This is a genomic window from Stenotrophomonas nitritireducens (assembly GCF_001700965.1).
In the GTDB taxonomy this organism is placed as follows: domain Bacteria; phylum Pseudomonadota; class Gammaproteobacteria; order Xanthomonadales; family Xanthomonadaceae; genus Stenotrophomonas; species Stenotrophomonas nitritireducens_A.
In genome coordinates, this window is the sequence record NZ_CP016756.1 from 1,563,518 (window position 1) to 1,584,469 (window position 20,952).

General features: G+C 64.3%; 16 protein-coding genes. 9 read left to right on the forward strand and 7 right to left on the reverse strand.

The genetic code is table 11. From position 1 onward, the window contains the following. Positions 1-18 precede the first annotated feature (18 nt). Together BCV67_RS06595 and BCV67_RS06600 are read right to left on the reverse strand one after the other, a co-directional pair. Positions 19-2,049: a M3 family metallopeptidase gene (locus tag BCV67_RS06595; protein WP_062166987.1), complete on the reverse strand. Its 2,031-nt coding sequence runs from the start codon at positions 2,047-2,049 to the stop codon at positions 19-21. A gap of 34 nt (positions 2,050-2,083) precedes the next feature. Beyond that, entirely contained in the window at positions 2,084-3,205 is a 1,122-nt protein-coding gene (locus tag BCV67_RS06600) for a PLP-dependent cysteine synthase family protein (protein ID WP_062166988.1), read from the reverse strand. A gap of 367 nt (positions 3,206-3,572) precedes the next feature. Here BCV67_RS06600 and BCV67_RS20320 point away from each other — a divergent pair, with 367 nt between their 5' ends. The 5 genes from BCV67_RS20320 (at position 3,573) to BCV67_RS06625 (ending at position 7,900) form a co-directional block, all read left to right on the forward strand. Next, positions 3,573-3,944, forward strand: a complete 372-nt coding sequence (locus BCV67_RS20320; RefSeq protein ID WP_062166989.1) for a CopL family metal-binding regulatory protein — start codon at positions 3,573-3,575, stop codon at positions 3,942-3,944. A gap of 119 nt (positions 3,945-4,063) precedes the next feature. Continuing rightward, positions 4,064-5,884 (forward strand): copper resistance system multicopper oxidase, encoded by a 1,821-nt coding sequence (locus BCV67_RS06610; protein WP_062171477.1) that lies wholly within the window; start codon positions 4,064-4,066, stop codon positions 5,882-5,884. Further along, positions 5,881-6,939 (forward strand): copper resistance protein B, encoded by a 1,059-nt coding sequence (locus BCV67_RS06615; RefSeq protein WP_062166990.1) that lies wholly within the window; start codon positions 5,881-5,883, stop codon positions 6,937-6,939. Before BCV67_RS06610 ends, BCV67_RS06615 begins: the two co-directional genes overlap by 4 nt. 62 nt (positions 6,940-7,001) lie before the next feature. After that, positions 7,002-7,301 carry a hypothetical protein gene (locus tag BCV67_RS06620; protein ID WP_062166991.1) on the forward strand — a complete coding sequence of 100 codons (300 nt, stop codon included), beginning with the start codon at positions 7,002-7,004 and terminating at the stop codon, positions 7,299-7,301. Between the two features lie 56 nt (positions 7,302-7,357). Beyond that, entirely contained in the window at positions 7,358-7,900 is a 543-nt protein-coding gene (locus BCV67_RS06625; RefSeq protein ID WP_231732461.1) for a DUF411 domain-containing protein, read from the forward strand. Between the two features lie 337 nt (positions 7,901-8,237). Here the strand turns inward: BCV67_RS06625 and BCV67_RS06630 are convergent, their stop codons facing one another. The 4 genes from BCV67_RS06630 to BCV67_RS06645 all read right to left on the reverse strand — a co-directional run bounded on the left by BCV67_RS06630 (position 8,238) and on the right by BCV67_RS06645 (position 14,374). Continuing rightward, positions 8,238-10,052: a 2Fe-2S iron-sulfur cluster-binding protein gene (locus BCV67_RS06630; RefSeq protein ID WP_062166992.1), complete on the reverse strand. Its 1,815-nt coding sequence runs from the start codon at positions 10,050-10,052 to the stop codon at positions 8,238-8,240. Further along, positions 10,049-10,741 carry a PepSY domain-containing protein gene (locus BCV67_RS06635; RefSeq protein ID WP_062171481.1) on the reverse strand — a complete coding sequence of 231 codons (693 nt, stop codon included), beginning with the start codon at positions 10,739-10,741 and terminating at the stop codon, positions 10,049-10,051. The genes BCV67_RS06630 and BCV67_RS06635 overlap by 4 nt, the downstream gene beginning before the upstream one ends. A gap of 57 nt (positions 10,742-10,798) precedes the next feature. Then, entirely contained in the window at positions 10,799-13,513 is a 2,715-nt protein-coding gene (locus BCV67_RS06640; protein ID WP_062166993.1) for a TonB-dependent receptor, read from the reverse strand. A 96-nt stretch (positions 13,514-13,609) separates the two neighbouring features. Continuing rightward, positions 13,610-14,374, reverse strand: a complete 765-nt coding sequence (locus BCV67_RS06645; protein ID WP_172837726.1) for a CopL family metal-binding regulatory protein — start codon at positions 14,372-14,374, stop codon at positions 13,610-13,612. Positions 14,375-14,437: 63 nt separating this feature from the next. Here BCV67_RS06645 and gloA point away from each other — a divergent pair, with 63 nt between their 5' ends. Next, entirely contained in the window at positions 14,438-14,965 is a 528-nt protein-coding gene (gene gloA / locus BCV67_RS06650; RefSeq protein ID WP_062166995.1) for a lactoylglutathione lyase, read from the forward strand. A gap of 404 nt (positions 14,966-15,369) precedes the next feature. Here gloA and glmS read toward each other — a convergent pair whose 3' ends face one another. Then, a complete protein-coding gene (gene glmS / locus BCV67_RS06655; protein ID WP_065868062.1) occupies positions 15,370-17,202 on the reverse strand; it encodes a glutamine--fructose-6-phosphate transaminase (isomerizing) in 1,833 nt (610 codons plus the stop codon). A 215-nt stretch (positions 17,203-17,417) separates the two neighbouring features. Between glmS and BCV67_RS06660 the strand changes: the two genes are divergently transcribed. The 3 genes from BCV67_RS06660 (at position 17,418) to BCV67_RS06670 (ending at position 20,949) form a co-directional block, all read left to right on the forward strand. After that, positions 17,418-18,686, forward strand: a complete 1,269-nt coding sequence (locus BCV67_RS06660; protein WP_062166996.1) for an efflux RND transporter periplasmic adaptor subunit — start codon at positions 17,418-17,420, stop codon at positions 18,684-18,686. Positions 18,687-18,884: 198 nt separating this feature from the next. Beyond that, complete coding sequence (locus BCV67_RS06665) at positions 18,885-19,610, forward strand: ABC transporter ATP-binding protein (protein WP_057626881.1); 726 nt, start codon at positions 18,885-18,887, stop codon at positions 19,608-19,610. A 13-nt stretch (positions 19,611-19,623) separates the two neighbouring features. Continuing rightward, positions 19,624-20,949 carry an ABC transporter permease gene (locus BCV67_RS06670; protein WP_156455955.1) on the forward strand — a complete coding sequence of 442 codons (1,326 nt, stop codon included), beginning with the start codon at positions 19,624-19,626 and terminating at the stop codon, positions 20,947-20,949. The last annotated feature ends 3 nt before the right edge of the window (positions 20,950-20,952 follow it).

The following is a 20,952-nucleotide window of genomic DNA, read 5'->3' on the forward strand; positions in this document are numbered from 1 at the left end:
CCCGGCCGTGGCCGGTGTTCAGGCAGCCATGCCGTTGTGCCGCAACAAGGCGTCAATCTGCGGTTCACGCCCACGGAAGGCGCGGAAGTTCTCAGCCGCGCTGCGACTGCCGCCGCGCGACAACACCTCTTCACGGAAACGGGCGCCGGTCTCGGCCACCGCGTCCGGCGCTTCCTCGAAGGCGGCGTAGGCGTCGGCACTGAGCACTTCGGCCCACTTGTAGCTGTAGTAACCGGCTGCATAGCCGCCGGCAAAGATGTGGCTGAACTGGTTGGCAAAGCGGTTCCAGGCCGGCGGGATGTTCACCGCCACCTCGTCACGCACGCGCTCCAGCAGTTGCAGCACGCTATCCTGTTCAGGCTGGTACTGGCTGTGCAGCAGCATGTCGAACAGGCCGAACTCCAGCTGGCGCACGGTGAACATGCCGCTCTGGAAGTTCTTGGCCGCCAGCATCTTGTCGAACAGTTCACGCGGCAACGGCGCGCCGGTGTCCACATGTGCGGTCATCGCCTGCACCTGTTCCCACTCCCAGCAGAAGTTCTCCATGAACTGGCTTGGCAGCTCCACTGCATCCCATTCCACGCCGTTGATGCCGGCAACCGCGAGTTCGCCAATGCGGGTCAACAACTGGTGCAGCCCGTGCCCCATTTCATGGAAGACGGTGGTGACTTCGTCATGGCTGAAGGTGGCCGGCTTGCCATCAGCGCCACGGCCGAAATTGCAGACCAGGTAGACCAGCGGCGTCTGCACACCGGCAGCGGTGACACGGCGGTTGCGGCAATCGTCCATCCACGCACCGCCGCGCTTGCCTTCGCGCGCGTACAGGTCCATGTAGAACTGGCCCACCAGCGCACCATCGGCGCCCACGAGGCGATAGAAGCGCACGTCTTCGTGCCAGACCGGCGCGCTGTCCTGCTCGACCTTGAGGCCGTACAGGCGCTCGATCACGCCGAACAGGCCAGCCAGCACCTTGGGCTCAGTGAAGTACTGCTTCACTTCCTGCTCGGAATAGCTGTAACGCGCCTGCTTGAGCTTCTCGGCCACATAGGCCAGGTCCCAGGCCTGCAGCGCGTCCATGCCCAGTTCGTCATGGGCGAAGGCTTCCAGCTCGGCGCGGTCGCGCTGCGCATAGGGCTTGGCGCGTGCGGCCAGATCACGCAGGAAGCCCACCACCTGCGGCGCATCGCTGGCCATCTTGGTGGCGATGGAATACTCGGCGTAGTTGTCGAAGCCCAGCAATGCGGCCAATTCGGCGCGCACCGCGAGGATGCGATCGATATTGCCGGTGTTGTCCAGCGCAGGCTCGCCGAACTCCGAAGCGCGCACGGCATGGGCGCGATACAGCTGCTCGCGCAGCGCGCGGTTGTCGGCGTAGGTCTGCACCGGCAGGTAGCACGGCATCTGCAGGGTCAATTTGTAACCCTCGCGGCCATCCTTCTGCGCGGCGGCGCGGGCAGTGGCAATCACATCATCCGGCAGGCCCCGCAGCTCATCGGCTCCCTCCACGTACAGGGCAAAGGCATCCCCGGCATCGAGTACGTTCTGCGAGAACCGGGCCTGCAGCCCGGACAGTTCTTCCTGCAGTTCGGCAAACCGCGCCTTGCCGGCATCATCGAGTTCGGCACCACCCAGGCGGAAATCGCGCAATGCGTTTTCCAGCGCCTTGCGCTGTGCGTCGTCGTAGCTGGCGGCTTCCGTTGCGGCGGCCAAGGCCTTGTATTGCGCGTACAGCGCCGGGTTCTGCGCAACGGAACTGCCGAACCGGCTTATCCGGGCAAGGTTGGCGTTGTAGGCCTCGCGCAGTTCGGGGGTGTTGACCACAGCCTGCAGGTGCGACACCTGGCCCCAGGCCCGGTACAGCCGCTCGGTAGCGTCATCCAGCGGCACCACGAATGCCTCCCAGCTCACCGGCGCCACGGTTTCGGCGGCCTTCACCGCGGCTTCGGCCTCGGCCAGCAGCACATCGATGGCCGGGGTGACGTGTTCGGCGCGGATCGCGTCGAAACGCGGCAGGCCGGAGAAATCGAGCAGGGGATTGGGGGTATTCACGGCATTCCTTCAAACAGGTCCGGCTACGCCGGTATCAACCTTGATATGGCGACGCTTCCAGCCAGGCACAAGGCAGGTCCGGCATGCCCTGCCCGGCCACGGCGGTGGCCACCACCGCATCGGCGCTGGCTACCTCGATGCCCTGCCGGGTGTACCAGTCCGGGTTGTAATAGCTGTGCGCGTAGCGCTCGCCGGCGTCGCACAGGATGCTGACGATGGAGCCATCACGCCCGGTCTGGCGCATCTGCTGGGCGGCGTACAGCACGCCCATGAAATTGGTGCCGGTGGAGCCGCCAACGCGACGCCCCAAGGTGGCGCTGACATGACGCATCGCCGCCAGGCTCAGCGCATCACTCACCTTGACCATCGCATCCACGCAGGTGGGGATGAAGCTGCGCTCGACGCGCGGGCGACCGATGCCTTCCACGCGCGAGCCGCCTTCGCAGGTCATCGTTCGCCAATCGCGGCCTTCCAACGCGGCGCAGTAGCCGTCATAGAAGACCGACACTTCCGGATCGGCGCAGAGGATGCGGGTATCGTGCCGGCGATAGCTGACGTAGCGGCCCAAGGTTGCGGCGGTGCCGCCGGTACCGGGGCTGCAGACGATCCATTCCGGCACTGGATGCGGCTCTTCGGCCATCTGCTTGAAGATGGACTCGGCGATGTTGTTGTTGGCACGCCAGTCGGTGGCGCGCTCGGCGTAGGTGAACTGGTCCATGAAGTGGCCGCCGGTTTCGCGCGCCAACCGCTCGGATTCGCAGTTCAGGTCACAGGCGCGCTGCACAAGATGGCAGCGGCCGCCATGGAACTCGATGGCGGCGATTTTTTCCGGCGAGGTCGTAGCGGGAATCACCGCGATGAACGGCAGGCCCAGCAGCCGCGCGAAATAGGCCTCGGACACAGCGGTGGAACCGCTGGAGGCCTCGATCACCGGGCGGCCCTCGCGCAGCCAACCATTGGCCAGCGCATACAGAAACAGGGAACGCGCCAGACGGTGCTTGAGGCTGCCGGTCGGATGGCTGGATTCATCCTTCAGATACACGTCGATGCCGGGGAAACCGGGCAGATCGACGGGAATCAGATGGGTATCAGCCGAACGGTTGTAGTCGGCTTCAATCTTGTGGATGGCCGCCGCCACCCAAGCACGCTGGGACATGGATCGCCACTTCAATTGAGGGTGAAAGCTGGAGGGGATTCTACTTGCTTGGCTTGCCGGGGGATTGGCAATAGCTACTGCCAGAGCCAGAGCCAGCGCCTTACCCCTCCCCAGCCCTCCCCTGCGCCTGCGGCGCAAGGGAGGGGGCGATTGCGGCCTCCCCGATAAGTTGGCCGACGCCGGCGCTTCTGCCTCCTCCCTTGCGCCGCAGGCGCAGGGGAGGATTGAGGAGGGGTGCTTTGGCTTTGAAAACAGAAACAGAACCCGCTCCACCCACGCCCGCCTGCATACCCGCTTTCCCGGATCATTCAGCCCAGCCCCTGCTCAGGAATGTTATGGTTCAGCCTCGCTTCCAACCGCAAAGCCCGTGCCGCGCATCCTGTTGCCCCTGTTGCTGTGCCTGACCCTGATCGCTGGTGCGGTCGGTTCGGTGTGGTCTGCGACGGCGATGGCCATGCCGATGCAGGCGATGGCGATGACGATGGAAGCCGGCGACAGTGCACACGACTGCTGCCACCAGGAAGAACCCAACCTGCAATGCGAGGCCGGCGACGCCGACAAGGCGCCTTCGCCCTGCGGCAGCGGCGACCACTGCGACTGCAAACAGCATTGCAACATGCTGCCCAGCGTTGCGATGACGCGGCTTGCACCCATGCACCATGCCTTGGCACCGTTCCCGGAACTACCGTCCCGCGACGACGTGGCCCCCGGCCAGCTCAACCGCCCTCCCATCGCCTGACCCCGGCGCCTATGCGCCCTGCAGATACCTGTGCCACGGACTTTGCCTTGGCGCATCCTTGATCTGTTCAGGACATGCAGCACCGCATCATGATGCGGCTGCATGACCGGGAGTTACCCATGTCATCTGATTTTCTTTCCGATTCGCGCTCGGCGCTGTCGCGACGTCGTTTCGTGCAGGGCCTGGCCATTGGCGGCGTCGTCGCCGGTGCCGGCCTGGCCCGCATTCCCCAGGCGTTCGCCGCCGGCAGCGCCATGGCAGTGCCGCCGGTGGAGCTGCGCGGCACCGAGTTGAGCCTTGCCATCGGCCGTTCGGCGGTGAACCTGACCGGCCGTACCCGCCCCGCCATCACCGTCAACGGCTCCTTGCCGGCACCGATCCTGCGCCTGCGCGAGGGCGACACCGTCAACCTGCGCGTGGCCAATACGCTCACCGACGAAATGACCTCCATCCACTGGCACGGCATCCTGCTGCCGGCCAACATGGACGGCGTGCCGGGCCTGAGCTACAACGGCATCGCGCCGGGTGAGGCCTATCAATACCGGTTCCAGCTCAAGCAGTCCGGCACGTACTGGTACCACAGCCATTCGCTGTTCCAGGAACAGGCCGGCCTTTACGGCGCGCTGATCATCGATCCGCTGGCACCACCGCCGTATCACTTCGACCGCGAACACGTGGTGCTGCTCTCGGACTGGACCGACATGGATCCGAATGCGCTGTTCCGGCGCATGAAGAAGATGCCGATGCACGACAACACCTACCAGCGCACGGTAGGTGACTTCATGCGTGATGCCCGCAAGGACGGCCTGCGCGAGACGCTCAGCGACCGTGGCATGTGGGGCCGGATGCGGATGACGCCGTCCGACCTGTCCGACATCAATGCCCACACCTATACCTATCTGATGAACGGCACCGCGCCGGCCGGCAACTGGACCGGTCTGTTCCGCAACGGTGAGAAGGTGCTGCTGCGCTTCATCAATGGCTCGGCGATGACCTACTTCGATGTCCGCATTCCCGGCCTGAAGATGACCGTGGTGGCCGCCGACGGCCAGTACATCCATCCGGTCAGCATCGACGAGTTCCGCATCGCCCCGGCCGAAACCTTCGACGTGATCGTCGAGCCGACCGGCCAGGATGCCTTCACCCTGTTCGCCCAGGACATGGGCCGCACCGGCTATGCCTGCGGCACCCTGGCCACGCGCCAGGGCCTGCAGGCGCCGATTCCGCAGATCGATCCGCGCCCGCTGCTGACCATGAGCGATATGGGCCATGACATGGGCGGCCACGGCGGCCATGCGGCCGGTGCCGAAGGCGGTTGCGGTGCCAACATGGGCGCCAAGGGCATGGAAGGTGGCTGTGGCGCCGCGATGGGCCACGATGCACATGCAGGCCACGGCGCGGCGGCTGGCGACAAGTCGCCAAAGCACAAGCCCAGCGAAGCGGGCAATCCACTGATCGACATGCAGACCGCAGCCACCGAGCCCAAGCTGGACGACCCCGGCATCGGCCTGCGTGACAACGGCCGCAAGGTGCTCACCTACGGTGCGATGCATTCGCTGTTCGAAGACCCGGATGGACGCGAGCCCAGCCGCGAGGTCGAACTGCATCTCACCGGCCATATGGAAAAGTTCGCCTGGAATTTCGACGGCATTCCGTTTGCCGGCGCCGAACCGATTCGCCTGAACTACGGCGAGCGCATGCGCATCGTGCTGGTCAACGACACCATGATGCAGCACCCGATCCATCTGCACGGCGTGTGGAGTGACGTGGAAAACGCCAATGGGCAGTTCCAGCTGCGCAAGCACACCGTGGACATGCCACCGGGCACGCGCCGCAGCTTCCGCGTACGCGCCGATGCACTGGGCCGCTGGGCCTTCCACTGCCACCTGCTGTACCACATGGAAGCGGGCATGATGCGCGAAGTGAGGATCGACGCATGAAGACCTTCTCTCACTCACTGCTGTTCATCGCCCTGGTCGCCAGCGGCAACGCGTTCGCGCAGGATCCGCATGCGGGCCACAGCGTGGAAGCAGCCAAGCCGGCAGTTGATCCACATGCCGGGCACAACATGCCCAAGGCCAAACCGGCCGATCCGCATGCCGCACACCAGGGCCATGGCGAAAAGACCAAGGCTGCTGATCCACATGCGGGCCATGCCATGCCCAAGGCCGAAGATCATTCCAGCCACGGCGCAGCCCCAGACCCGCACGCGGGGCATGCAATGCCGGCCGATCCGCATGCCGGTCACAACATGCAGGGCAGCAGTGCCAGCACCACGCCGCGCGAACCGATCCCGACGCCGACCAAGCAGGACTTCGACGATGCCTTCCCGGTGTTGAAGCCGCATGCAATGGAGCACGCCCCCTCGTTCAACAGCCTGGTGGTGTTCGACCACCTGGAAGGCTGGGACAACGCGCATGGCAGCGGCCAGGCCTGGGGCATCGATTCCTGGTTCGGCAATGACATCAACCGCCTGTGGATCCGCAGCGAAGGCGAACGCAGCGACAACGCGCTTGGCGATTGGTCGGTGGACGCGCTGTACGGGCATTCGATCTCGCCCTGGTGGGATGTGGTGGCCGGTGTACGGCAGGACAACAACCGTGAATCGCCAGACCTGACCCGCGCCGGATTTGGTCTGCAGGGCATGTCGCCGTACAAGTTCGAGGTGTCGGCGATGGCCTACATCGGCGGCCCACGCAAGGCCGAGCTGGCCTTCGAGGTCGAGTACGACGTGCTGCTGACCAACCGCCTGATACTGCAGCCGGTGGTGGAAGCCAGCATCGTTGCCGATGACGACCCGCGCCGCGGCGTGGGCAAGGGCTTGAGCAGCGTGGAGGCAGGCCTGCGCCTGCGCTACGAGATCACCCGCAAATTCGCACCGTATGTGGGCTTCGTGCACGAGCGCGCGTTCGGCGATACCGCCGACATGCACCGTGCCGCCGGCGAAGACGTGGGCGAATCGCGCTGGGTTGCCGGCGTGCGCTTCTGGTTCTGATGTCCGGGACTGGCGCCGCATGCCGGCGCCAGTCCTGCTTCCCAATTCAAGGAACAGCTTCGATGAAAATCAAGTTTCAAGCCGTACTGATCGGCGCGATCACGCTTGCCCCGATTTCCATCGCGCATGCCCAACATGCCGGCCATGACCATCACGCGCCGGCCGCCAAGCCCGCCGCCACCGCGCCCCAGGCCGATGCGGCTGCAAGCTTCAAGCGTTTCGATGCCAACAAGGACGGCTTCATCAGCCGCGAGGAACTGCCTACCGGCCACCCGCTGCTGCCGCACTTCGGCATGAGCGATGGCAACCGTGACGGCAAGCTCGACGCCAAGGAATTCGAACGCGGCCTGTCGATGCTGTGAACCCCTTGCCGCACCGGAACTGCTCCGGTGCGGCGATCAGTCTAGGAATCAAACCCATGAAAATCCGTTCAAAGCCGATGTTCTCGCTGCTGGTGCTGGCTGCCGGCACGTTGTTGATCAGCGCCTGCAATGCCAGCCCGTCAACTGCGGCCACGGCTACTGCCGCGGCACCTGCTGCTGTAGCTGCAAAAGCTGTTGAAGCTGCTCCGGCCACCAAGGCCCTGCCGCTGGTGGTTGTACACAAGGACCCGAACTGCGGCTGCTGTGGCGGCTGGGCCGAGCATATCCAGGCGGCAGGCTTCCCAGTGCAGCTCAACGACACCGCCGACCTGGCCGCGGTCAAGCAGAAGCTGGGGATTGGCGACGGCATGATGGCCTGCCATACCTCGGAGATCGACGGCTATGTGGTGGAAGGCCATGTACCGGTGGAAGACATCAAGAAGCTGCTGGCCGAACGCCCGCAGGCGCGCGGGCTGGTATTGCCGGGCATGCCGGTCGGCACACCGGGCATGGAATCGCCGGACGGCTACCGCCAGGCCTTCACGGTTGCGTTGCTGGGCAATGATGGTTCGTTGAGCGAGTTCTCGAAGCACGAGTGACCCGCGTAAGCCGCAGCAATGATCGAAATAGAGCCCCTCTCCCGTTCACGGGAGAGGGGTTGGGGTGAGGGGAAGCTTCTAGCTAGGCCAAGTCAAAAGCCCCCCTCATCCGCCCTTCGGGCACCTTCTCCCGCAAGCGGGAGAAGGGAATGCTTGAAGCAAAGATCCAAGCGAGAGCCGAAGCAACAGCCAAAGCCAAAGCCGAAGCAAGAGCTAAAGCAACAGCCAAAGCAAGAACCATAGCTAGAGCCATAGCGAAAGCAAGAGAAACAGCCAAAGCCAACAACCACGGCAGCTGCCTGAGCAACTGCCGCGGCTCCGTTACAGCAAGCGTCCCTCAAATCTTGAAATCATCAAACGCAACCCGCTCATCGGCAACACCCAACTTGCGCAGCAGCTGCCGGGTCGCCGCCAACATCGCCGGCGGGCCACACAGGTAGAACTCGCATCCCGCCAGATCCGGATGCTGCTTCAACAGATCCTCATGCATCGCCTCATGCACGCGACGTGCATCACTGCCCTGCCCTGACCACACCGGATGCCAACTGAAGTTGGCATGCTCATGCGCCAGCTCCTGCATCTGCTCGACATAAGGACAGTCGCGTTCGCCACGGGCACCGTACCAATAGTGGATACGTTCTCCGCCACCTTCATCCAACCGCTGCTGGATCAGCGCACGCAGTGGTGCCATGCCTGCACCAGCCCCGATGAAGATCTTCTCGCGCTCGCTGCCACTGAGTGCGAAATCGCCGAACGGACCGCTGTAACGCACGCGATCACCTTCGCGCAGCGTGTAGGCATAGCTTGAACCCTTGCCTGGCGGATGTTTGCGGTTCTCCTGCCAGCCGGGGCTGAAACGCACCAGCAATACCAGGCCGCCGTCTGCATTCGACACCGGCGTGGCCAGCGAATAGGAACGGCGCACCGCCGCCTTGTTCTGCAAGGTCGCGGGCAGTGACAAGGCCTTCCAGTCCTCCTCGTGCTCGGCCGGATACCACACCGCATCACGCCGCAGATCGTACTCCGGCACATGCAGCTGCAGATAGCAGCCCGGCTGGAAGTTCGCATCGGCCGCCTGCTCTGGGCGCAGATGGATCTCGCGCAGGAACGGCGTCACTGCGACCACCTTCTCCACTATTGCCCACTGCTCGGTCCACAGGCTGGCACCGCCGGCCACTTCGATTTCGATGTCCTCATCCACCTGCAGATTGCAGGCCAAGCGGCATCCCACCTTGCGCTTGGCTTCAGGCACATGCGCGCGGTCGGCCGCCGTTGCCTTGCCCGCACCGGTGCGCACGCGCACCTCGCACAGGCCACAACTCTGGCCGCCACCGCAGTTGGAAGGCAGCTGGATGCCTTCACGGGCAAGTGCCACATAAACGCTGTCGCCGCTGGCAACTTCGACCGTGCGCAGGTGCGCCCCGCCCGGCGCATACACCATCAACTGCCGGCGCGAGCGCCAACGACGCGGGATGAACTCCTGCAGGTGAAAACTTGCGATCAACAACCACACACCGGTCAACGCCAGCCACAGGCCGCCAATGCCCATGCCCACCACCAGCGGATTGTTGAAGTTGACGCGGCTGCTGTAATCCATGATGTGCAGCATCCAGAAGATATCGAACAGCCGCCAGGTGGCATTGCGGTGTTCCATCACCTGCCCGCTGTGCGCGGACACATAGATGCTGGTGTCCTGTGCATCGCTGAAGTCCACGCGCCATACCGGGTCGGGATTCGCGCGCGTTTCCAGGGTCTTCTGCAGGTATTGCGGCGCTGCTGCGACACCCTCACCGGCATATGCGGCCTGTGCCACTTTTGCCGCTACCGCCGCATCGATGGCAATGCGCTTGCCGTCGCGTGCATCGATCACCTCGGTGCCTTCCGGCGATTGCAGGCGGTACACCGGCTGTTGCAGCAGCCAGCCGCTGTCCAGCGTTGCTGCCTCGCCCTTTGCCGCAGCCAGCGCCACGCTCGGGGATACCGCCGTAGACGGCCAGGCCGGGTTGACCACCGCCTCAGCGCGCTGGGCGCTGCCTTCGATCTTTTCCGGGTCGAGCAGGCTCATCATCAAGCCACTGCCCAGCCACACCAGAAACTGCAGGCCGACAATCAGGCCCACCCACTTGTGCAGGGTACGCATCCAGGGCGTCATGCGTTCCTCCGCTTGCCGAAGCTGTAGAACAGCAGCCAGATGCCGCTGAGGGCGAAGCCCAGTCCGATCACCGAAGCCACCCGCAACAAGGTGTTGTTGACGTCGCTGCGGTTCTCGTAATCCATGATGTGCAGCATCCATACGAAGTCAAACACACGCCACAGGTCGTGCCGGCGCGCCAGCAACTCGCCGCTGTCCGGCGACAGATACAGCGTGGTATCGCCGCGACCGCTGAAATGCACGGCCCACATCGGCACCGGGCGGGTCTTCACTTCCGACGGTGCGCGGGTGATCCATTCCACCCGTTCCACTTCGCCGTCACCTTGATAGAGGGACTGCGCCAGTGCGATGGCCTGCTCGCGGTCCATCGCTGGCAGCCGCTCGCCGCTGGCGGCATCCACCAGATATTTCTGCTTGCCCTGGCGGATTTCATAGACCTCGCGCTCCAGCACATGCTTGAGCCGGAACGAGTCCATCTGCGGGTAGCGCGTGGCCAGCACATCGGCGCCGACCCGCGCGGCCTGCGCCGGCAGCGGTGTGCCATGCACGTGGGCAAGGTGGTCGCCATGGATCACGTCCAGCGGCACCACGGTCATGTAGACGCCGCTGAGCATCCACAGCAGCGCCTGCACACCGATCACCAGGCCGATCCATTTGTGGGCACGGCGTGCCCAGAATGCGGGTTTCATCAACATCGTCCTCGTTCAATGACGCGCCCCGCCGCAGCTGCGACGGGGCGCATCCAGTCACCAGCGGTAGCCGATGCGTGCGTACCAGCGGCGACCCAGCAGGTCGTAGGTCATCGTATCGGTGTTGGCATCGGTATAGCTCTGGATGAACGGCGGCTTCTTGTCGAAGACATTGTCCAGGCCCAGCGATACGTCCAGCGCCTTGCTCACCGCGTACTTCAGCTGCAGGTTGTGGTAGAACACCGACGGTGCGTGATCACCGATATCACCGCGCGCGGCATTGATGTCATCGGCACGCCCGATGTACTGCGTGCTCCAGGTACCCGACCACTTGTCGCGCGATGCATTCATCGATACCAAGCCGCGCCACTTGGCATAGCTGCCACGGCCACCGGTGATCTTGCCCGCGTACTCGATCAGGTCCGCGCCGTCATACGGGCGCACGTCGTAGCGCTGCAGGTAGGACACATCCGCACTGACGCTGGCATCAAAGCCTGCCGCCTTGAATTCGTACAAGGCGCCGACGTCGTAACCGGTGACGTGTTCGTTGGCAGCATTGACCGGCTGCGAGGACAGGAAATCCACTTCGCCGGTGCGCGGGTTGCGGGTGAAGTTGCTGGCGTCGCAGAACGGATGTGCCAGCCCCGGCGTGTTGTAGCAGATGGCCAGCTTGGTGGAGCCGTCGATGCGCTGGATCGCGTGCTTGATGCGGATGTTGTAGTAGTCCAGCGTCAAGGTCAGGCCGGTCAGGAACTCCGGTGTCCACACCACGCCTGCGGTGAACGAGGTGGCGTCTTCCGGCTTCAGATCGGCATTGCCGCCGGAGGTGGTGAGGATGGTATTGCCCGGCTGCACATAGCCGGCCGGCACGCCGTAAGCCTGGCAGTTGTCACGCACCGTGGAGCCCGCCGGCAACGCCGACCAGTTGCTGCACGGATCGGTGGTGGTCAGGTTGCCTTCGGCCACGCCGCCAAACAGCTCGGGGATGTTCGGGATGCGGAACGCGGTGGCATAGGTGCTGCGCACTTTCAGCGCCGAATTGACCTGCCAGTCCAGGCCGACCTTGTAGTTGTAGTCGCGGCCGAACAGATCGTAGTCCGAAGCGCGGCCGGCGAGATTCAGGTACAGCGAATCGGCGATGACATTGTCCTGCAGCAGCGGGATTGCCAGCTCGGCAAAGACTTCCTTGGCGGTGTATTCACCGGCAATCGGGTCCTGCTGGTTGGTATTGCCGATGCCGAGCACGGTCAACGGATCGGGATTGCGCCAACCGCGTTCCTTGCGCACTTCCACGCCAGCGGCGAAGCCTACCCAACCGGCTGGCAGTTCGAAAATCTGCCCGCTCAGGTTGGCGGTGAAACTCTTCTGCTCGTTGCCGCCGGTATCGCGCGAGGTGTAGAGGATGTAATCAAGCACCTCGCGGCTCAGGTCGCCATAGCCCAGGTAGTCGCCGCAGGGAATCGCTGCGCCCGGCACCGGGCTGCAGATGCGCCGGTCCAGGGTCTGCTCGACACGATCAAGATTGGCCACATTGTCCGAGCCATCAACGCCGGTGTTGCGGCCCCAGTTCAAGGCCGCCGACCAATCCCAGCCGGTACCGAAATGCCCCTTCACACCCACCAGGCCACGGAAGGTATTCACCTCCTGCGAGAAATGGCGCGGGCCGGCTTCTTCCAGGCGCCGGCGCTGCAGCAGCAGATCCTGCCCGGTCGGATTGGTCGGGTGATCGGCAGCGATGTTGATCGGCCGGTACACGCCCAATCCACCCGGTGCGGCGAGCTGATCGGATTGGCGGTTGGTATACATCAGCTCGGTGAACACGCTGGTGTTCTCGCTGAGCTGGCTGTCACCGAACACGCTCATGCTGATCCGCTTGATGGGATTGACCGCGTTGAGCGTGGGATTGCCGTTGTAGTTGTGCTTGGCGGCCGAGTACGGCTCGTAGAAATCGCCGTTGCCGCCCAGCACCTGGTTGAAATTGACCCGGCGGCCATCGGCCAGCAGCGCGCGGCCACCCACCGTGGTGGAGCTGCCCGAGCACACCAGCTTGCCGTCCACTTCGGCCAGGCCGCAGGGTGCGCGCGAGCCCATGTTGACCGTGCCGCCTTCGGCATAGTTGATGCCGGCCATCAGCGAGCCACGCTCACTGGTAACGCCCCAGGCCAGGTCGACGGCGGTTTCGTCGCCATCGCCACGCGTGGTCTGGCCGTAGCGCACCGCAGCCTCGGCACCGTCAAAACCTTGTTTGGTGATGATGTTGACCACACCGGCCACCGCATCGGCGCCGTAGATGGCCGAAGCGCCATCCTTGAGCACTTCCACGCGCTCGATCAGCGATACCGGAATCATGTTCAGATCGACCGAGCTGTTGGCGCCGGTGCCGCCGTTGACGATGCGGCGGCCATTGAGCAGCACCAAGGTGCGGTTGATACCGAGTCCGCGCAGGTTGACCTGGGTGGTGCCGTAGCCGTTCTCGGCCCAGTAGGCATTGCTCTGGCTGCCGGCGAAACCGGCCGAGGCCGGCAGGCGCTGCAACAAGGTGTCAACCGAAGTGGCACCGGAGCGTTCAATGGCCTGTGCATCGATCACGCTGACCGGGCCAACACCGGACAACTGCGCGCGCTTGATATGGCTGCCGGTGACCTGCACGGCGTCCAGCGTGCGGGCGGCTTCATTCGGGGACTGCGCGTCCTGCGCATTGGCGGTGTGGACGGCGGTGGCACACAACAGTGCGCCAATGGCCGCAGCCAAGGCTTGGGGCTTCAAATACATGTTCTCTCTCGCTGGGATTTTGTCTCGGGGCGATAGCCGCGGTCGCGGGCGCGAGCACGGTTCACTGCAACGTCGTGGTGACGCGAGAACAACCGCTCAGACGATAGGAGGTCGGAAGACCCGGGACAGCCTGCCAAATGGCAGTTCAAGCGCCTGCAGCGGCGTATCGGCCGAGACCGGCGGGTGCGCACCGGCAAACAACAGCGCCGTCGCGGGGGGATAGATGGTGAACACGCACAGGCATTCGCAGCCCACGCTGTCGGCGCAGCTGCAGTCGTCGGCATGGCTGGCAGCCGACTTGCCGGCATGGTCTTGGTGGCCGCCAGCGGCCTTGGCGGCCAGCGGCAACGAGGTACGTGCTGATGAATCCGCCTGCACCGGATCACAACTGGCGGTGGCTGCACGGGCAATGCCAGCGGATGCCGGAGCCTCCCCCGCATGCAGCACCATGCGCGTGCTCGCCCATGCGCCGAGCACGCCTTCAACGGCGAGCACCAGCATCATCAGCAGCGGCAGCCATACGCGGTAGGACATGAAGATCCGAACAATTCCGTATTTGTATATACATACAATGAATAACGCGACCAGCCAAACCTTGTCAACCGCCGCAGCCAACGCAATGCCCCCGTGCTTGCCGGCATTGCGGCCCACACGCGCCGCAAGCCTTGCGCCAGCGACACTGTCGCCCCACAGCAGGCAATGCATGTGCGCTTCATCAAAACCGGGGGAACAACGACTATCCTGCGACGCAGCATAGCCAGCGCGCGCACAGCCGCCTAGCCATCGCAGGTATGCCGGTGATGTTTTTTTGTATCGACGCATGCAAGCTGCGGTAGCGATTTCACATGCAACTTTTTGCATCGGCAATGCACTGCGCCAGCGGCAAATCGCACCTCCCCCATTCATCGCAACAGGATCACCTCAATGAGTCTTCAAACCCTTGCGCAACAGCCCGGCGTCGCCGCACAGGTGCCGGCCGAAACCAACGGCTTCGTGTTCAACCACACCATGCTGCGGGTCAAGGACATCCGCGCCTCGCTGGATTTCTATACGCGGGTGCTGGGCTTCCAGCTGATCGACCAGCGTGATTTCGCCGAGGCGCAATTCAGCCTGTACTTCCTGGCCTACGTGCCGGCCGGCGTGCAGGTGCCGCAGGATGATGCCGAGCGCCGCCTGTGGATGGCCGGCATTCCCGGCGTGCTGGAACTCACCCACAACCACGGCACCGAGAACCAGGACGGCCCGGTCTACCACGACGGCAACAGCGACCCGCGCGGCTTCGGCCACATCTGCGTATCGGTGCCGGACATCGAGACCGCCTGCGCACGCTTCGAGGCATTGAACGTGCCGTTCCAGAAGCGCCTGACCGATGGCCGGATGAAAAACCTGGCCTTCATCAAGGACCCGGATGGCTACTGGGTGGAGATCATTTCCAATACCGTGCGGCCGTAAGTCAGCGCTGCCCCGATCAAGAAAAACGCCGGCATGTCCGGCGTTTTTTTTAGCGCTTCATTGTGGGAGCGGCGTAAGCCGCGAAGCTGACCTTATTGGCACAAACGTCGTCTGCAACGCTTGAGATGTACGTGCTTCGCGGCTTACGCCGCTCCCACAAACGTATGCCGCGTGGTCTGTTCCCCCTGCGTGCCGGACACCGGTAAAGATCCCGCCCCTGCGCGCGCCCGCTCCCACGGGTAACGCCGCGCCCTGCTTGCGTACAGGACGAGTCGTACTGGAGCGAGGCGCGAAGGCAAAGAAAAGCCCGGCTCAAGGCCGGGCTTCGAGCAACGTCGGGGAGAGAGGACCGGGCTGCTGGGGTTGATTATCCGCAGCGTCGGTTACGCTCCCGTGACAAGCAATCACTCCACGGTGACGCTCTTGGCCAGGTTGCGCGGCTTGTCCACATCGGTGCCGCGTGCCAGGGCAGTGTGATACGCCAGCATCTGCACCGGGATGGTGTGCACGATGGGGCTTAGCACGCCGGCATGGCGTGGGGTACGGATCACATGCACGCCTTCTGAGGCAGTGAAATTGCTGTCCTGGTCGGTGAACACGAACAGTTCGCCACCACGCGCACGCACTTCCTGCATGTTGGATTTCACCTTCTCCAGCAGGCTGTCGTTGGGGGCGATGACCACCACCGGCATCTCCGCATCCACCAGCGCCAGCGGGCCGTGCTTGAGCTCACCGGCCGGATAGGCCTCGGCGTGGATATAGGAGATTTCCTTGAGCTTGAGCGCGCCTTCCAGGGCAATCGGATAATGCAGGCCACGGCCCAGGAACAGCGCATTGGACTTGCCGGCGAAACGTTCGGCCCAGGCGATGATCTGCGGCTCCAGGTTCAACGCATGCTGCACGCTGCCCGGCAGATGCCGCAGCTGTTCCAGATAGCCACTTTCCTGCTCCGCATCGACCTTGCCATGCAGCTTGCCCAGCACCACGGTCAGCTGGAACAGCGCGGCCAGCTGGGTGGTGAAGGCCTTGGTCGATGCCACGCCGATCTCGGCGCCGGCACGGGTGTAGCAGACCAGTTCGCTGGCGCGCGGGATCGCGCTTTCCGGCACGTTGCAGATCGACAGCGTATGCAGGTGACCGAGCGACTTGGCGTATTTGAGCGCTTCCATCGTGTCCAAGGTTTCACCGGACTGGGAGATGGTGACGATCAGATGCTTGGGATTGGCGTAGGCGGCGCGGTAGCGGTACTCGCTGGCGATTTCCACGCTGCACGGCAGGCCGGCGATGGCTTCGATCCAATAGCGTGCAGTCAGGCCAGCGTAGTAGCTGGTGCCGCAGGCCAGGATCTGCACGCCCTCGATGTCCTTGAACACCGCTTCGGCGTTCTTGCCGAACAGCGTTGCCGGGAAACCACCAGCATCAATCGCGGCTTCGACGGTGTCGGCCAGCGCGCGCGGCTGTTCGTGGATTTCCTTCTGCATGAAGTGGCGATACGGGCCCAGCTCCAGCGAGGCCAACGACACATCCGACATGCGCTGCTCGCGCTGCGCCGGGGCGTTGTTGGCATCGAATACGCGCACGCCGTGGCGGGTCAGCTCGGCGGTGTCCCCTTCTTCCAGGAACATCACCCGGCGGGTGGCCTGCAGGACCGCCGACACGTCGGAGGCGACGAAGTTCTCGCCCTCGCCCAGCCCCACCAGCAGCGGGCAACCCATGCGTGCCACCACCATGCGCTCGGGCTCGTTTTCGCTGATCACCGCCAATGCGTAGGCGCCGGTCAATTCCTTGACCGTGCGCTGCAGGGCGCTGAGCAGGTCGTCCTGATCGGCCTTGAGGTGATGATGGATCAGGTGCGCTATCACCTCGGTATCGGTCTGCGATTCGAACACATAACCCAGCGCCAGCAGCTTCTCGCGCTGCTCCTCGTGGTTCTCGATGATGCCGTTGTGCACCAGCGCCACGCCCTGGCTGATATGCGGATGGGCATTGGACTCGGTGACACCGCCATGCGTCGCCCAGCGGGTATGGCCGATGCCCAGCACCGAATGGAACTGCTCGGCGATGGCCGCCCCTTCCATTTCGGCAACGCGGCCGGTGCGCCGCACGCGGCGGATGTGCTCGGCGTCGAGCACGGCAATGCCGGAGGAATCGTAGCCGCGGTATTCCAGCCGCTTGAGTCCTTCAATCAGTACCGGAACCACATCGCGACCAGCGATCGCTCCCACAATGCCGCACATAGCCTATCCATTGGTGATTACGAACGGACATTCTAAGTCAGCCGGATAGGACAACCAGCGGACACACCGGGACAAACGTGCCCGGACACTGTCCGCGCGAGCGTCCGCGGACACCCGGACACTCACAACACTGAATATTTTCCAAATAAATTCAATACCTTGGAGTTGGCACGCGATCTGCTTAATGAATAACAAACCCAGCAGCGAAGCCAACGATGATCCGCGACACCTCCGCCCAGGACCAGGTAAGTACCCAGCGCCCACAACCCGTATGGCGCCGCTACATGTGGCCTGCGCTGATCACCGTGGTGGTGGTGGCCGGCATCGGTTACGTCATCAGCAACTGGCTGGGCGCCAGCCGCTCGTTCGACGGTGCCCGCCTGCGCATCGCCGAGGTCAAGCGCGGTGACCTGGTCCGCGACATCGCCGCCGATGGCCGCGTCATCGCCGCCAACAGCCCAGTGCTGTATGCCATCTCCTCCGGCACGGTGACCCTCAAGGTCGTTGCCGGTGACGTGGTCAAGCAGGGCCAGGAACTGGCGGTGATCGACAGCCCGGAACTGCGCAGCAAGCTGGCCCAGGAGCAGGCCACTTTGGCAGGCCTGGAAGCCGAAGCCAGCCGTGCCGCGCTGGACGCCACGCTGGCCCGCGCCACCGGCGCCAAGCTGTCCGACCAGGCCGGCCTGCTGCGAATCGCCGCCCAGCGCGACCTGGACCGCTACCAGCGCGGCTACGACGGCGGCGCGGTACCACAGGTGGATCTGGCCAAGGCCCAGGACGAACTGAAAAAGGCCGACATCGAGCTGCAGCACGCCCACCAGGACGCCAGCCTGCAGAGCCAGGGCGCGGCCCTGGATGCCCGCAACAAGCGCCTGCTGGCCGACCGCCAGGAAGCGGTGGTTGCCGAGGTCAAGCGACAGGTCGATGCACTGACCCTGCGCGCACCGTTCGATGGCCAGGTCGGCCAGGTGCAGGCCACCCAGCACACCCAGGTTGCCACCAATGCGCCGATCCTCGGTGTGGTCGACCTGTCGCGCTTCGAAATTGAAATCAAGGTGCCGGAAAGCTTCGCCCGTGACCTGGCGATCGGCATGCCGGCCCAGCTGACCAGTGGCTCGGGCCAGCCGTTCCCGGGCGAAATCGCTGCGGTGTCGCCGGAAGTGGTGAGCGGCGAAGTGGTCGCCCGGCTGCGCTTCTCCGACAAGCAGCCGCCCGGCCTGCGCCAGAGCCAGCGCATGAGCGCACGCATCCTGCTCGATACCCGCAACAACGTGCTCAAGGTCGAGCGCGGCCCGTTCATCGAACAATCCGGCGGCCGCTACGCCTATGTGGTGAGCGGCGGCACCGCGGTGCGCCGCCCGATCCAGACCGGCGTCAGCAGCCTGGGTGAAGTTGAAATCGTCTCCGGCCTGCAGCCGGGCGAAAAGATCGTTGTCTCCGGTGCGGATCTGTTCGGCGACATCGAACGCGTATCGATCAATTGAGTGAAGGCGCGGGATGGGAGGCGGAATTCGTGAGTGAAAACAGATGCAGGTGTCCGGGTTGTCGTGAGCCCTGGCACCCATGCTGAAACGCTCCCGTTCCGCGCCCCATCGCCCTGCCTTGGCTGCCGATTCAACCGCCGTCGCAAGTCCCTGTTCCGCGCTCCAATTCCACATTCCCCGTCGCTGAAAGGAAAACCCATGCTCCAGATGCAATCCGTCTCCAAGGTCTTCCGTACCGAACAGGTTGAAACCCATGCGCTGCGTTCGCTGGACCTGCACGTGCGCGAAGGCGAGTTTGTCGCGGTCACCGGCCCCTCGGGCTCGGGCAAGACCACCTTCCTCAACATCGCCGGCCTGCTGGAAACCTTCACCAGCGGCCAGTATCTGCTCGATGGCCAGGACGTCAGTCACCTCGGCGATGACGCCCGCTCGCGTCTGCGCAACCAGAAGATCGGCTTCATCTTCCAGGGCTTCAACCTGATCCCCGACCTCAACCTGTTCGACAATGTCGATGTGCCGCTGCGCTACCGCGGCATGCCCTCGGCCGAGCGCAAGCAGCGCATCGAAAAGGCCCTGAGCGATGTCGGCCTGGGCTCGCGCATGAAGCACTACCCGGCCGAACTGTCCGGTGGCCAGCAGCAGCGCGCTGCCATCGCCCGCGCCCTGGCCGGCAGCCCGCGCCTGCTGCTGGCCGACGAACCAACCGGTAACCTCGACACGCAGATGGCACGTGGCGTGATGGAGCTGCTGGAAGAGATCAACAGCCAGGGCACCACCATCGTCATGGTCACCCATGATCCGGAACTGGCCGCCCGCGCCCAGCGCAACGTGCATATCGTCGATGGCCAGGCCACCGACCTGATCCGCGAACCGGTGCTGGCCCACGCCGCCCGCATCGCCGCCGTCGCCGACAACCAGGGCTGAGCCACCCATGTCGCTGTTCGCCTATCACCTTCGCCAAGGCCTGCGCAGCCTGCGCCGCACACCGGTGCTGACTGCGTTGATGGTGCTGTCCATTGCGATGGGCATTGGCGCGTCGATGACCACGCTGACGGTAAAGCACCTGCTCTCGGGCGATCCATTGCCCGGGCGCAGCGCGCAGATCTATTACCCGCAGGTGGATGCATCGCCGCGAGGCGAACGCGCCAGCCGTGAACCGCTGGACATGCTCGACTACACCTCGGCAACCGACCTGTGGCGCGATGGTCCAGCCGATCGCAAAGTTCTGGTGGTGGACAGCCCCGTCAAGTTATCCGCGCCGGCTAGCCAAGGGCCGGCGATGATGACCACGTTGCTGTCCACCACCGCCGATTTCTTCCCGATGTTCCAGGCGCCGATGGCCTACGGTGCCGGTTGGTCGGCCGAGGATGACCAGCGCCGCGCCCGCGTGGCGGTGATCTCCTGGGATCTGAACCAGCGTCTGTTCGACGGCAAGGACAGCACCGGGCAGATGCTGCGCGTCCGTGACAGCGAAGTGCGCATTGTCGGCGTACTCAAGCCATGGCGTCCCTCGCCACTGTTCTACACCGTGGCCGGTGGCCGCTTTGCACAGGGCGACACCGCCGACTATTACCGCCCGGTCGAAGACGTGATGGTGCCGTTCTTCACCGGCCTGCAGATCAATGCAGGCAACTTCCAGCAGTTCACCTGCACTACCCTGCCCGAGCAGCCGGGCCATCTGGAGAACACCGACTGTGTGTGGCTGCAGCTGTGGGTGCAGTTGGACAGCCCCGCCAAGGTGGCCGCCTACCAGCAGCACCTGCAGGCCTATGTACAGCAGCAACAGCAGCTCGGCCGCATCAGCCAGCCCGAGTTGGCGCGCCTGCGCAGCCTGATGGACTGGATGGACTACAACGGCGTGGTACCGCGCGATGTGAAGCTGCAGGCATGGGTGGCCATCGCCTTCCTGGTGATCTGCCTGTTCAACACCGTCGGCCTGTTGCTGGCCAAGTTCCTGCGTCGCACCGGCGAGATCGGCGTGCTGCGTGCACTGGGTGCTACCCGCGCAATGGTGTTCCAGCAATGCCTGATCGAGGCGGCGCTGATCGGTGTTGGCGGCGCCGTGCTGGGCCTGCTGTTCACCCTGGTCGGGCTGTGGAGCATCCGCCAGCAGCCGCTGGCCTACGCTGACATGGTGCAGCTGGACATGACGATGCTGCTTCTCACCTTCGCCACCGCCGTGGCGACCACCGTCATCGCTGGACTGCTGCCGGCGCTGCGCGCCGCGCGCATCGATCCGGCCCTGCAGATCAAGGCGCTGTAAGCC

Excerpts from the sequence above, each read along its gene's own strand:
- BCV67_RS06660 (WP_062166996.1), top strand. The coding sequence starts at position 17,418 with ATGATCCGCGACACCTCCGCCCAGGACCAGGTAAGTACCCAGCGCCCA.
- BCV67_RS06610 (WP_062171477.1), top strand. The coding sequence starts at position 4,064 with ATGTCATCTGATTTTCTTTCCGATTCGCGCTCGGCGCTGTCGCGACGT.
- BCV67_RS06635 (WP_062171481.1), bottom strand. The coding sequence starts at position 10,741 with ATGAAACCCGCATTCTGGGCACGCCGTGCCCACAAATGGATCGGCCTG.
- BCV67_RS06625 (WP_231732461.1), top strand. The coding sequence starts at position 7,358 with ATGAAAATCCGTTCAAAGCCGATGTTCTCGCTGCTGGTGCTGGCTGCC.
- BCV67_RS06665 (WP_057626881.1), top strand. The coding sequence starts at position 18,885 with ATGCTCCAGATGCAATCCGTCTCCAAGGTCTTCCGTACCGAACAGGTT.
- glmS (WP_065868062.1), bottom strand. The coding sequence starts at position 17,202 with ATGTGCGGCATTGTGGGAGCGATCGCTGGTCGCGATGTGGTTCCGGTA.
- gloA (WP_062166995.1), top strand. The coding sequence starts at position 14,438 with ATGAGTCTTCAAACCCTTGCGCAACAGCCCGGCGTCGCCGCACAGGTG.
- BCV67_RS06600 (WP_062166988.1), bottom strand. The coding sequence starts at position 3,205 with ATGTCCCAGCGTGCTTGGGTGGCGGCGGCCATCCACAAGATTGAAGCC.
- BCV67_RS06645 (WP_172837726.1), bottom strand. The coding sequence starts at position 14,374 with ATGCAAAAAGTTGCATGTGAAATCGCTACCGCAGCTTGCATGCGTCGA.
- BCV67_RS06640 (WP_062166993.1), bottom strand. The coding sequence starts at position 13,513 with ATGTATTTGAAGCCCCAAGCCTTGGCTGCGGCCATTGGCGCACTGTTG.
- BCV67_RS06615 (WP_062166990.1), top strand. The coding sequence starts at position 5,881 with ATGAAGACCTTCTCTCACTCACTGCTGTTCATCGCCCTGGTCGCCAGC.
- BCV67_RS06630 (WP_062166992.1), bottom strand. The coding sequence starts at position 10,052 with ATGACGCCCTGGATGCGTACCCTGCACAAGTGGGTGGGCCTGATTGTC.
- BCV67_RS06620 (WP_062166991.1), top strand. The coding sequence starts at position 7,002 with ATGAAAATCAAGTTTCAAGCCGTACTGATCGGCGCGATCACGCTTGCC.